Source organism: Bacillus sp. EB106-04-02-XG92, from assembly GCF_058791995.1.
Map to the genome: position 1 here is coordinate 329,915 of NZ_JBYTEA010000001.1, position 12,106 is coordinate 342,020.

General features: G+C 35.6%; 15 protein-coding genes and 2 riboswitches. Of the genes, 4 read left to right on the forward strand and 11 right to left on the reverse strand.

Features of this window, described 5'->3' with window-relative positions:
- Positions 1-105 precede the first annotated feature (105 nt).
- Positions 106-831 carry an AAA family ATPase gene (locus AC3WVA_RS01620; protein ID WP_098519966.1) on the forward strand — a complete coding sequence of 242 codons (726 nt, stop codon included), beginning with the start codon at positions 106-108 and terminating at the stop codon, positions 829-831.
- A gap of 85 nt (positions 832-916) precedes the next feature.
- On the opposite strand, the gene AC3WVA_RS01625 is transcribed toward AC3WVA_RS01620, so the two are convergent.
- The 3 genes from AC3WVA_RS01625 to AC3WVA_RS01635 form a co-directional block, all read right to left on the reverse strand.
- On the reverse strand, positions 917-2,092 hold the full coding sequence (locus AC3WVA_RS01625; protein WP_048530803.1) for an acetyl-CoA C-acetyltransferase: 1,176 nt from the start codon (positions 2,090-2,092) through the stop codon (positions 917-919).
- Between the two features lie 139 nt (positions 2,093-2,231).
- Complete coding sequence (locus AC3WVA_RS01630; RefSeq protein WP_048530805.1) at positions 2,232-2,681, reverse strand: NUDIX hydrolase; 450 nt, start codon at positions 2,679-2,681, stop codon at positions 2,232-2,234.
- A 110-nt stretch (positions 2,682-2,791) separates the two neighbouring features.
- Positions 2,792-3,085, reverse strand: a complete 294-nt coding sequence (locus AC3WVA_RS01635) for a DUF3928 family protein (RefSeq protein WP_048530807.1) — start codon at positions 3,083-3,085, stop codon at positions 2,792-2,794.
- Positions 3,086-3,245: 160 nt separating this feature from the next.
- Between AC3WVA_RS01635 and AC3WVA_RS01640 the strand changes: the two genes are divergently transcribed.
- Complete coding sequence (locus tag AC3WVA_RS01640) at positions 3,246-3,863, forward strand: ImmA/IrrE family metallo-endopeptidase (protein WP_048530810.1); 618 nt, start codon at positions 3,246-3,248, stop codon at positions 3,861-3,863.
- Positions 3,864-3,878: 15 nt separating this feature from the next.
- Here AC3WVA_RS01640 and AC3WVA_RS01645 read toward each other — a convergent pair whose 3' ends face one another.
- Genes AC3WVA_RS01645 through AC3WVA_RS01660 form a run of 4 tightly spaced genes read right to left on the reverse strand, consistent with a single transcriptional unit; the run spans position 3,879 to position 6,104 of the window.
- Positions 3,879-4,178: a DNA-binding protein gene (locus AC3WVA_RS01645; protein WP_098519967.1), complete on the reverse strand. Its 300-nt coding sequence runs from the start codon at positions 4,176-4,178 to the stop codon at positions 3,879-3,881.
- A gap of 51 nt (positions 4,179-4,229) precedes the next feature.
- Entirely contained in the window at positions 4,230-4,991 is a 762-nt protein-coding gene (locus AC3WVA_RS01650) for a DUF1129 domain-containing protein (protein ID WP_071757359.1), read from the reverse strand.
- 13 nt (positions 4,992-5,004) lie between these two features.
- Positions 5,005-5,772, reverse strand: a complete 768-nt coding sequence (locus AC3WVA_RS01655) for a DUF1129 domain-containing protein (RefSeq protein ID WP_098344944.1) — start codon at positions 5,770-5,772, stop codon at positions 5,005-5,007.
- Complete coding sequence (locus AC3WVA_RS01660; protein WP_002111568.1) at positions 5,772-6,104, reverse strand: PadR family transcriptional regulator; 333 nt, start codon at positions 6,102-6,104, stop codon at positions 5,772-5,774. Before AC3WVA_RS01660 ends, AC3WVA_RS01655 begins: the two co-directional genes overlap by 1 nt.
- A 194-nt stretch (positions 6,105-6,298) precedes the next feature.
- Between AC3WVA_RS01660 and AC3WVA_RS01665 the strand changes: the two genes are divergently transcribed.
- Positions 6,299-7,075, forward strand: coding sequence for a 3-hydroxybutyrate dehydrogenase (locus AC3WVA_RS01665; RefSeq protein ID WP_048530820.1), 777 nt, complete (start codon positions 6,299-6,301; stop codon positions 7,073-7,075).
- Positions 7,076-7,129: 54 nt separating this feature from the next.
- Here AC3WVA_RS01665 and AC3WVA_RS01670 read toward each other — a convergent pair whose 3' ends face one another.
- From AC3WVA_RS01670 to AC3WVA_RS01685, 4 genes are all read right to left on the reverse strand, one after another.
- On the reverse strand, positions 7,130-7,267 hold the full coding sequence (locus tag AC3WVA_RS01670) for a YvrJ family protein (protein WP_000393345.1): 138 nt from the start codon (positions 7,265-7,267) through the stop codon (positions 7,130-7,132).
- A gap of 66 nt (positions 7,268-7,333) precedes the next feature.
- The gene (gene mtnA / locus AC3WVA_RS01675) at positions 7,334-8,395 is read right to left on the reverse strand and encodes an S-methyl-5-thioribose-1-phosphate isomerase (RefSeq protein ID WP_098519968.1); all 1,062 of its coding nucleotides are present in this window, start codon (positions 8,393-8,395) and stop codon (positions 7,334-7,336) included.
- Positions 8,392-9,573: an S-methyl-5-thioribose kinase gene (gene mtnK, locus AC3WVA_RS01680; RefSeq protein ID WP_098344942.1), complete on the reverse strand. Its 1,182-nt coding sequence runs from the start codon at positions 9,571-9,573 to the stop codon at positions 8,392-8,394. Before mtnK ends, mtnA begins: the two co-directional genes overlap by 4 nt.
- A 90-nt stretch (positions 9,574-9,663) precedes the next feature.
- Positions 9,664-9,805: riboswitch (SAM riboswitch) on the reverse strand.
- Between the two features lie 71 nt (positions 9,806-9,876).
- Complete coding sequence (locus AC3WVA_RS01685) at positions 9,877-10,740, reverse strand: carbon-nitrogen family hydrolase (protein WP_048530826.1); 864 nt, start codon at positions 10,738-10,740, stop codon at positions 9,877-9,879.
- 14 nt (positions 10,741-10,754) lie between these two features.
- Between AC3WVA_RS01685 and AC3WVA_RS01690 the strand changes: the two genes are divergently transcribed.
- A complete protein-coding gene (locus AC3WVA_RS01690; RefSeq protein WP_098344941.1) occupies positions 10,755-11,933 on the forward strand; it encodes a pyridoxal phosphate-dependent aminotransferase in 1,179 nt (392 codons plus the stop codon).
- Between the two features lie 64 nt (positions 11,934-11,997).
- Positions 11,998-12,103, forward strand: a riboswitch (SAM riboswitch).
- Positions 12,104-12,106: the final 3 nt, after the last annotated feature.

Here is a 12,106-nt window from a genome sequence, read left to right on the forward strand (position 1 = left end):
AATCCACATGAAATATTCAGAAAATAAGAAGGACTCATGTGCCATTAACAATGGTATTTGCTACTTTTTTAGAATCAAAATCCGTTATGAATTGAGGTTTATATATTGATTGACGTACCCTTTTTAAAAAATGTCACATTAAAAAAAGAAAATATCCCTAGTTTTTCCGCATATCCTTACTGTCTACCCGCTATCCGAACATTACAATCATTAGCTTTCCACCCAAATGTAACATTCATTATTGGAGAAAATGGAACGGGTAAATCAACATTACTCGAAGCAATTGCAATTGCTTTAGGTTTTAACGCAGAAGGTGGAACGAAAAACTTCCGCTTTAGTACAAACGATTCACATTCATCTTTACATGAATACCTTCGAATTTCCAAAAGTTTCAATACACCAAACGACGGTTTCTTTCTTCGTGCTGAATCATTTTATAACGTTGCTTCTTATATTGATGAAATAGATGCTATAAAATCTTATGGCGGTGTTTCACTTCACGAACAATCCCATGGTGAATCATTCTTTTCATTATTTATGAATCGTTTTTCAGGACAAGGTTTATACATTTTAGATGAGCCTGAGGCAGCTTTATCACCAATGAGACAACTTTCCATGCTTATGCGAATGCATGAACTAGCGGAACAAGGTTCACAATTTGTTATCGCGACGCATTCTCCTATTTTAATGGCTTACCCTGAATCCACTATATACGCTTTAACACAAGAAGGAATTCACGAATCCGCCTTAGAAGAAACTGAGCATTACCAAACGACAAAACTTTTCTTTGAAAATCGTGATCGATTATTTCATCATTTATTTGATTCGTGAACTATTCACTATTCAGCAAGGCTTGAGGAAGAAGAATTCTTTCGGTAAATTCGTTAAAAAAAGAAGCAGCGATTGCTGCTTCTTTTTATAGTGCTTCTATAAATAGTGCTACCCCAATACCGCCGCCGACGCATAGAGAGGCAATTCCTTTTTCTAACCCGCGTCTCTTCAATTCATGAATTAAACTTACAGTAATACGAGCTCCTGTACAACCGATTGGATGCCCAAGTCCTACACCACTACCGTTTACATTCACTTTTTCACGATCTAAACCTAGTTCTTTCTCTACAGCTAAGTATTGCGCAGCGAAAGCTTCATTAATTTCCAGTAAATCCGCATCTTCTAATGACCAATCTACTTTTTCTAATCCTTTACGAATTGCTGGCGCTGGTCCAATACCCATAATTTTTGGGTCTACTCCAGCTACTGAATATCCAACAATTCTAGCTAACGGTTGTAAGCCTTTTTCTTTCGCTTTTTCTTCGCTCATTAATACTAGAACCGCGCTTCCGTCATTCAGGCCAGATGCATTACCTGCAGTTACTGAACCGCCTTTACGGAAAGCTGGTTTTAATCCAGCTAATTTTTCTGCTGTAATATCAGCACGTGGATGTTCATCCTTTGAAAATACTACTTCTTTTCTACGTTCTTTTATTGTAATAGGAACAATTTGATCGTCAAAGTATCCAGACTCGATTGCCTTCAGTGCCAATGTATGACTGCGAAGAGCAACTTCATCTTGTTCCTCTCTTGTAATTTCATATTGTTCAACTAAATTTTCCGCTGTTTCCCCCATCATAATATGATGGATTGGATCTTCTAACACTTCCCACACCGTATCACGAATTTCTCCGTGCTGTAGACGTTGTCCCCAGCGGTGTTGTTTCAATGCATAAGGGCTTGAACTCATTGCTTCTACTCCACCTGCAATTACAACATCACTTACACCTAATTGAATTTGCATTGCAGCTGACATAATTGCTTGCATACCTGAAGAACATTGGCGTTGGATTGTATATCCTGTAACTGTGTCAGGAAATCCTGCCGCTAATGCAGCTGTTCTTGCCGTATTTGCTTCATCAGTTCTTTGAATACAATGACCTAAAATCACTTCATCAACTTCGTGTGGTTCTACCCCGCCTCGTTTTACAGCTTCCTGAAGTACAGGAACAGCTAATTCTACTGGCGTTACATTTTTTAGCGCTCCCCCAAAAGTTCCAATTGGCGAACGAACTGCAGCTGTAATAACAACATTATGCATTTTGCACTTGCCCCTCTCTTATGTACCCTAGTCAGTTTTTAGGTGAAATTCCATAAGATGTATATCTATAACTATAATACTATAAACATACTAAAAAATCAAAATATTTAATATAATAAAAATAGAAGGAATTACCCTTCTATTCTGTTAATGCATATAAAAATTTTTTTAAAATTTTCTCTGTCGTTTCATTCAATTTTGGTAACTTGTCTACCGGAAAATATTGAAGCTTCAATCCCTCATGATCAAGCCTTAATTCTCCACTTACATGATGCCCCTGATACAGATGAATGACATTAAAAATTTCATCCCCATTAGGATAACGGAAATATACTTCTTTTCCTGAAAGGACACCAAGAAATTGCATAATTTTTGCTTGTAACCCCGTCTCTTCGAATAATTCTCGGCGAGCAGTTTCTTCCGTCGTTTCTCCTAGTTCCATCGCGCCGCCAGGTACACCCCAATCATATGTATCTGAACGATATTGAAGCAATACTTCTTGATGATCATTTAATATAATGACTGCTGACCCAACGAGAATAAGTGGCCTTGTCCCAACGACTTTGCGTAACTCTTCAATATACCCCAATATGTAAACTCTCCTTTCCTCACCCTCCCTTATCATAACAAAATTTTTCTCCTTTTGTTGATGTAATTTCCAAGAAAAAAAAGGAAGCTTTCGCCTCCTTTTTCCCATTTCTATTTCTTAAAACTTTCATATTTTACAACTTCAAAAGCTTCTTCAATTTCATCATTACGATAATGGACATATGTAAATCGCCCTAATTCTATTAATCTTGCTATTTCTTGTAACGCTTTCTGTTGCTCATATGTTTCTTCCAGCTTAATATGTACATAAAATTTCATCAACGGATGTTCATATAAAGGTTCTCCCACCTCAACATATACATCTTCAACCCCTTGTACCACGCTTACATAACTTGCAAATTGATAAAGAGCTTCTCTGTCTGAAACGATTTTTAATGTATACATATATTCTCCCCCTTTTCTTTACTATATCAAAAAGATGATCACACTACGTTAAAGAACTATGAAATTTTTTCGACTTGTAATAAACAAGGCTTTTATCCATACATAGGGTCTTTTCTCAACATATATTATAGGAAGAATTTTTTCAGTTGAGGTGTTCCTTATGGATCCATACGTCAATATATGTATTTGCATTACTCCAGGCGCCAACATTTCTGATGACCGTATCGCAAAAGATTTAGCAGTTGCAGAGTCAATTTGGCACCCCATTACATTTCAAATTAAAGAAGTAATTATTTTAAATGAACTTTTTCGTTTTTCTGACCGTGAAATTAGTTATAAAAACTCTATTCAAAGCCAGGAAAAATTAGCATCCTTTTTCCAAACGTGTGTAAATGAAGCTCCTGAATGCGATCTTTACATTTGTTATATTGGCAGTGATTATTTCAAAGAAACAGCAGTAATTGCCTGTGCTTACTCTTTAGCAAAACAACAGCAACTTACTGGTTATATCGTGTTAACAAATTCAGCTGCTCCTATGAAAAATATATATACGCTCGCTCACGAAATAGGTCATATTTTATTTACAAGACGTGTTCACGGAAAACTTACTCACGCAGATCCTCATTCCCCAACTGGCTCAGAGCACCATCCTTCTCCAACAAATCTTATGTATCCTATCGTACCTCGTCCTGAAAATGTCCATATTCAATCCCTATTAACAAACGAACAAAAAGCACTCTCTTTACAAAGTTCTTTATTGCAAAGAAAAAAACAGTAACAATCTTGTTACTGTTTAAAACAACTTATTCAAATCCATAAACCAAAGCCCGGCTGCTAGAAATAAAAATAAGCAACTAAATATAAACGTAATCCCTCTAAAAATCCCTATATAATATTTCTTTGGAAATAATTTTTTGCATATCCAGAGCAGCCCTTTTCCTATTAAACCGGAGAACAAAACATAACCCGATGTGTCATCTAATAAAGTATCGAAATAATCATCGTGTACCTTTTTCGAAAAGGTATTATATAGCCCCAAAATCGTTAAACCTAAAAATATAGTAGACAATATACCTAGAAATATACTTTGCATGTTTGTTCCCCCCTTAATAAAAAATCCAGTTCGTTCACTAGTAATATAAAACTAACTTACTCTTTTTCTCTCTTCAATTTTTAAAGACCATCTCATTAATCCATATATACTTCCATACATAAGTAATATCTTTGCAATTCCCCAAAATACATTTTTTTCTTCTAATCCTTTAAATATAAACATAATCGCTAAAGGAACAATTAGTACCAAAACCCCCATCCAACCAAGGACATATACTTCTCCAACGAAAAGTAATAAAAAGATACTTGCTGCTAATATATATGTTTGCATTGTCGACAATTGCAAAATAGGTGTACCGTACCATTTATCAACAAACATCAATAATACTAATAATAGAATGGGAACCATTACTATTATGTAAATAATCCCGAACTCTACAAATTTATTTTTAAAAGAAGACATTCTAAACGCAACAATGGTTCCAATAATTGTAATGATTAAGACGATAGGATAGCCAATTAACTGTATATTCGTTAGTGTAAATTGCTGATTTGGATTATTAAATAAAATATGAGTTAATATCCAATACCCGCCAATACCAATTATCATAGCAAGAATACTCTTTATACTCCCGCCTTTATCCTTTTCCATCTCTTTCGCTAATTCTTCCGCATATTCTTTTGGTGAATCGCCAAATATATCACTTACCGTCTTTCCCTCTTTCTCACCTTCTATTAAATGAAGTTCTGCATCTTCTAGAAAGGCGTCCACATCTTCTTCTTTTATTCCTTTTGTTATTAAATACACTTTCGTATCGATTAAAAACTTTTCTCCTTCTTTAGAAATTTGCATGGTAATCCCTCCCTCATTTAACCGCTTCTCTTCTATTCGTCTTCATCATAATTTCAAGGAAGATTAAAATAAACAAACTTCCGTATAAACATATAATTTGAAATAACATTGGCACGAGATCTTCTGATGTAAATGTTTTAAACAGTAACATAATCGAAAGTGGAATAATTAAATATAAGTTTTTAAACCATCCATCAAAATACATATTTACCGCTACTGTAATGATAAAAATACCACCAGCTAATAAATAACTTTGCATTTGAGTGAATATAAACATTTTTGTAGGATATATCACATCTAGTACTGTAATAACTCCCATTAAAAACATTGGCGCTATCATAACTAAAAACCACATAGAAAACCACGTTTTTGAAAAACTTGTTACAAAAGTCATTTTACGAAGTAGAAAATTAGGACCTATCACAACTAAAATCAATGACAAACTATACCCAACGCACTGAATAAGTGACATCTGTAATAATCCGTTATTCACTATTAGAATAGAAGCAATAATCCAAAGCGATACGATATTCATTACTGTAAAACCAATTTGCTTCCACGTTTCCTGTCTATCTCTTTCCACCACTTTTACAAGTTCATTTGCATATTCTTTCGGTGAGCTTCCGAAAACATCTTCTACACTTTTCCCATCACTCTCACCCTCAATTAAATGAAGTTCTGCATCTTCTATAAAATTTTCAATATCGTTTTCTTTCACACCCTTTGCCGTTAAAAATAATCTCATATCTAATAAAAACTTTCGTGCTTCACTTGATAGCATTATTTTTTTCGCCCCTTCCCTTCAAGTAGACGCTCTACACTACTTTGCATCGCTTCCCATCGATCCATAAATTCATCAAGTGCTTCCTCGCCTTTTTCTGTTAATGTATAATATTTTCGCTTTGGGCCAGATGGAGATTCCTTCATTACACTTGTTATTAGCCCTTCCTTTTGCATTCGTATTAATAACGGATAAATACTTCCTTCACTCGCCATTGTAAAGCCATACTTCGCTAGCTTTTCACTCATTTCATAACCGTATATTTCACCTTCAGAAATAATAGCAAGTAAGCATCCTTCTAAAATTCCTTTCAGCATTTGACTTGTCGACATAATTCAAATCCTCCCACTATCTTGTTTTACAAGATAGATAAGCGTAAGTATCTTGCTTTACAAAATAGTATAACAGAGACTATTTGTAAAGCAAGATAGCTAACAATATTTTTCCAAGTCTTTGCAGGATTTTTATTATCCACTCTCTAAATAGAGCAATATGAGAACTTTATTACGAAGGGATGTTTTTCATCATGGTTACAAATCGAGTTGTTTTTTTAACAGGCGCTGCAAGTGGTATTGGTTATGAAATGGGAAACGCTTTTGCAAAAGAAGGTGCAAAAGTCGTTATTACCGATCGCCTTGAAGAACGGGCAAAAGAAGCTGCTGAACAATTGCAAAAAGAAGGCTACCAAGCTATTGGTTTAAAATGTGACGTTACATCTGAAGAAGAAATTGCAGCTGCAATTTCTCAAACAGTTAATCATTTCGGTTCATTACATATATTAATTAACAACGCAGGCATGCAACACGTTTCACCAATTGAAGATTTTCCAACTGAAAAGTTCGAATTACTTATTAAAATTATGCAAATCGCCCCTTTTATCGCAATAAAGCATGCCTTCCCAATCATGAAAAAGCAAAAGTACGGTCGTATTATTAATGTCGCATCCATTAATGGTCTCGTTGGATTTGCAGGGAAATCTGCCTACAATAGTGCGAAACATGGCGTAATTGGATTAACAAAAGTTGCCGCTTTAGAAGGCGCTACTCACGGAATTACCGTTAACGCGCTTTGTCCTGGTTATGTCGATACTCCTCTTGTACGTAATCAACTACAAGATTTAGCTACGACACGAAATGTACCACTTGAAAATGTGTTAGAGGATGTCATTTATCCACTTGTACCACAAAAACGCTTATTACAAGTACAAGAAATCGCGGATTATGCTATATTTTTAGCGAGCGAAAAAGCGAAAGGTATAACTGGTCAAGCTGTCGTTATCGATGGTGGTTATACTGCTCAATAAAAAATAAAGTTTGCTCACGAAGAGCAAACTTTATTTTTTATTGCGAGGATCTTCCTACTTTAGTAATTGTTTAGGGAGTTTCTCGATTGCAACAATTACCCCATCTAATTTACTTTCAATACGGTGGAGTAAATATAATGTTACAACAATCGGAAACCCTACATTACCTACCATCCTGATCCACTCTTCCATCTTTCTCTCCTCCTTTCATTATATAAATAAGAGAAAAGAAAACATTTAGGCATAAAAAACAAGCTATTATGTATTAGCTTGTCTTTCAAATAATGATGCAATTTCCTGTTCATAATCTCCTCGTATAATACCTTTCTCGGTAATAATACCTGTAATTAATTCGTTTGGTGTTACGTCAAATGCAGGATTATAAACATCTGTTCCAATTGGTGCCACTTGTTTCCCAAAAATTTTCGTAACTTCTGTTTCGTCTCTTTCTTCAATAACTATTTCAGCGCCTGTTTGTTTCGTAATATCAAATGTCGATAGCGGAGCTGCAACGTAGAACGGGATATCGAAATATTTTGCTAATATAGCTAAATTCATTGTTCCGATTTTATTTGCCGTATCTCCATTTGCGACAATTCGGTCCGCACCTACAATAATCGCGTTGATTTCCTTCGTTTGAATAGCATGCGCTGCCGCATTATCTGTAATAAGTGTTACATCAATATTTACCTGTTTCAATTCCCAAGTCGTTAAACGCCCGCCTTGTAAAACCGGTCTCGTTTCACACGCATACGCATGTAACCGTACACCTTTTTCTTTCCCAATATAAAACGGCGCTAATGCAGTACCATATCTAGCAGTTGCGATACTGCCAGCGTTACAAATTGTTAAAATGTTATCACCGTCTTTAAAACATGATAACGCATGTTCTCCAATACTCCGGCATACCGCCTCTTCTTCTTGTTGAATGCGAAGCGCTTCTTCTTCTAATATTTTTTGTGCTTCTTTTATTGTAGTAATTTCTCGAATCGATTCTCTCATGCGATCGATTGCCCAAAATAAATTAACTGCTGTCGGGCGTGACGTCCCTAAATAATTACAATCTCTATTAAACTTCTTTTGAAATTCTTCAATATGTAAAGTAGTATATTTTTTTGATGCAAGCGCCAAGCCAAATGCAGCTACAATTCCAATTGCAGGTGCTCCTCTTACTTCTAGCATAACAATACTTTTCCATACCTCTTCAATCGTCGTTAATGTTTTGTATTCTGTGCTATGCGGTAGCTTTGTTTGATTTAATACTGCAATGGCATCACCTTTCCAACTGACAGACCTCGGAATAGTAACAATTGTACTCATGCTTTTACCCCTCCAGAAACTGTCTGTTGAAATAATGTTCGGAACAGTTGAATATCGGCGTTCTTAGATTCATATTGTATTAGTTCTTTACCTAAAGATAGCGCTTGTTTCTTCGCTTGAATTCTCGTTTCTTTATTTGCTATTTCATCTAAATCCGCTACATGCGCTAATCCAATTGTTCTGCGGATAAGTTCACATCCAGCAAATCCAACGGCATCCGTAAAAATATTTTGCAAAATAATCGGCAACCATTGTTTCTCTTTCGTATATGCTTCTACACCTTCTCCAATCCATAACTTCGTAAAAGCTTCTACAAAATAACTCCATGTTTTCTCAATATGGAAAAATAGCACATTTCTTTTTTCCTCTTCACGTGATAACGCATTTAATAATAAATTTGCAATAAATTGACCAAGATCAAATCCAAATGGGCCATATGTTGCAAATTCCGGATCAATCACTTTCGTTTCAGAAGGCGATGAAAAAATACTACCAGTATGTAAATCACCATGAATAAGCGCTTCTTTTCTCGTTAAAAATTTATATTTATACTGTGCGACTTTTAACTTTAAAGTTTTGTCACTCCACAATTCATCAACCGCTAGTTGTAACTCTGGCTCATAATCATTCGTATCGTAATGACCGAACGGATCTGTAAACACTAAATCCTCTGTAATTTTGCAAAGGTCTGGGTTTACAAATGTACCTTCTAGTACTCTTTTCTCTTCTGACTCTAATCCGAAATCTGAAGTATAAAATAAAACATGTGCTAGAAAACGACCAATATGTTGGGATAAAAGCGGATATTCTTCTCCATCTATGAATCCTTTTCTAGCAATTGTTAGCCTTGATAAGTCTTCTATTACTGTTACTGCTAACTCTTCATCATGACTGTACACTACCGGCACGTATTCCGGCACATACTTCGCAAAAATTTGTAATGCTTTACTTTCAATCGTCGCCCTTTTTATAGATAACGGCCAGCTCTCACCAACTACTTTCGCATATGGCAATGCTTGTTTTAGTATAATAGACTTCTCTCCATCACCTAATTTGAACACGTAATTTAAATTTCCATCTCCAATTTCATGACAAACTACATTTGCTTTCTTTTCAAAATAACCGTTTTCTTTCGCATATTGTATAGCTGTCGTTTCAGTCAATGAATAATATCCCATCGTCTTCTCCCCCTTTTTTAATTCAGAGGTTTTTCTAACACAGAAAAACCTCTTTCCACTAAGAAAGAGGTTTGAAGTTTATCTTCTCCCCTCTTATCTGCCAGAAAGTAAACTTTCTGCTGGAATTAGCACCGTGCCTTTTGGCGTAAATAAACGCCCCATTTCACAATGGTATTACGGTCGGTTGCTGGGCTTCATCGGGCCAAATCCCTCCACCTGCTCTTGATAAGAGTTATATAATTTTTTGAATTTTTAACTTTATGTTGAAGACTATACCAAGAATAAAAATCACTTGTCAACATTTTATTTGTATAATTCTGGACGACGATCTGCAAAAACTGGAATTCCTTTGCGTACTTCTTTAATTTTCTCAAAATGAAGCTCTCCAAATAAAATGGATTCTTCTTCATTCGCTTCTACAACAACTTCTCCCCAAGGATCGACAATTACAGAATGCCCAGCAAACTCATTATTCGGATCCTTTCCTGCCCTATTACATGCAACAACATAACATTGATTTTCAATTGCTCTTGCTTGCAATAGTAAACGCCAATGTGCTAAACGAACTAATGGCCATTCTGCTACAACAAATAAAACTTTTGCACCTTTAGCAGTATGAACGCGCATCCATTCTGGAAAACGAATGTCATAACAAATTGTGCCGGCACACTCTACATCATCTAGCTTAAATTCACCTGTACTATTTCCAGCTATTAAATATTTATGTTCATCCATAAGCTGAAATAAATGCACTTTACTATATTCATTGACTAGTTCTCCTTCCTTGTTTATAACATACATTGTATTTGTAACACCTTGTTTTGTTTGCTTGGCAATAGAACCACCGACAATATGTACACCATATTGTTTCGACCATTCTTTCAATTTTTCTTTCGTTTCCAATCCATCCCTATCTGCAATTTCAGAGAGTCTCGTTAAATCATATCCTGTTGTCCATAGTTCTGGTAAGACAATAACATCTGGTCTTTCCTTCATCGCTTCGCTTATTTTATTTTTAGCATTCTCAATATTTTTTTCTACATCTCCAAAGACAATGTCCATTTGAATACATGCGACTTTCATTTTGTCAGCCCCATTCATAATTTTTTCTTTACAAAATACTGGAAAGATTATATCATTTGTCACTAGAATTGTAACAACTTTCAAAAGAGGTGGAAAGTATGAAATTTTTTCAACCTTCTGAGATAGTAACATCATTGCCGACACAATTTTTCGCTTCACTTGTTGCAAAAGTTAACAAAGTCGTAGCAGCTGGTCACGATGTTATTAATCTAGGTCAAGGTAATCCAGATCAACCAACACCGCAGCATATCGTAAAAGCTTTACAAGATGCTGCAGAAAAGACCGTTCATCATAAATATCCGCCATTTCGCGGACATGAAAGTTTAAAAGAAGCCGTGGCAACATTCTATCAACGTGAATATGATGTAGTAGTAAATCCAAAAACAGAAGTTGCTATTTTGTTTGGCGGAAAAGCTGGATTAGTAGAATTACCAGTTTGCTTTACAAACCCTGGTGATACGATTCTCGTTCCCGATCCAGGCTATCCAGATTATTTATCAGGTGTTGCTTTAGCAAAAGCACAATTTGAAACAATGCCACTACTTGCAGAAAATAATTTTTTACCAGATTATACGAAAATTGATGACTCTACCGCTGAACGTGCAAAGTTAATGTTTTTAAACTATCCAAATAATCCTACTGGTGCTACTGCATCAAAAGAATTCTTTGAAGAAACCATTGATTTTGCTAATGAACATAATATATTAGTTGTTCATGATTTTGCTTACGGTGCTATTGGATTTGATGGTCAAAAGCCCGTGAGTTTCTTACAAACAGACGGTGCCAAAGATACAGGAATTGAAATTTATACTCTATCGAAAACTTTCAATATGGCTGGATGGCGTATCGCTTTTGCAGTAGGGAATGAAAGTGTCATTGAAACCATTAACTTATTACAAGATCATATGTATGTTAGTATTTTTGGTGCCGTTCAAGATGCAGCACGCGAAGCGCTATTAAGTTCGCAATCTTGCGTCGTAGAACTTGTTAATCGTTATGAATCTCGCAGGAATGCTCTTATAGAAGCTTGTCATGCAATCGGTTGGAATGTTGACATTCCAACGGGCTCATTTTTTGCATGGCTTCCTGTACCAGAAGGATATACCTCTGAACAATTTTCTAATATTTTACTAGAAAAAGCACACGTTGCAGTTGCTCCTGGTGTTGGATTTGGTGAGCATGGCGAAGGGTATGTCCGCGTTGGTCTCTTGCATACAGAAGATAGATTACGAGAAGCCATTACTCGAATTGATAAATTAAATTTTTTCAAAAAGTAATTGACAACATGAAAAATATCTGACAAAATTCAGTTATCTTAAAAATTTAAACATTTCTAAATACTTCTTATCAAGAGCAGGTGGAGGGACGAGCCCGACGAAACCCGGCAACCGATCTACAATTGTAGACACGGTGCTAATTCTCGCAGCATTATGCTGACAGATAAGGAGCT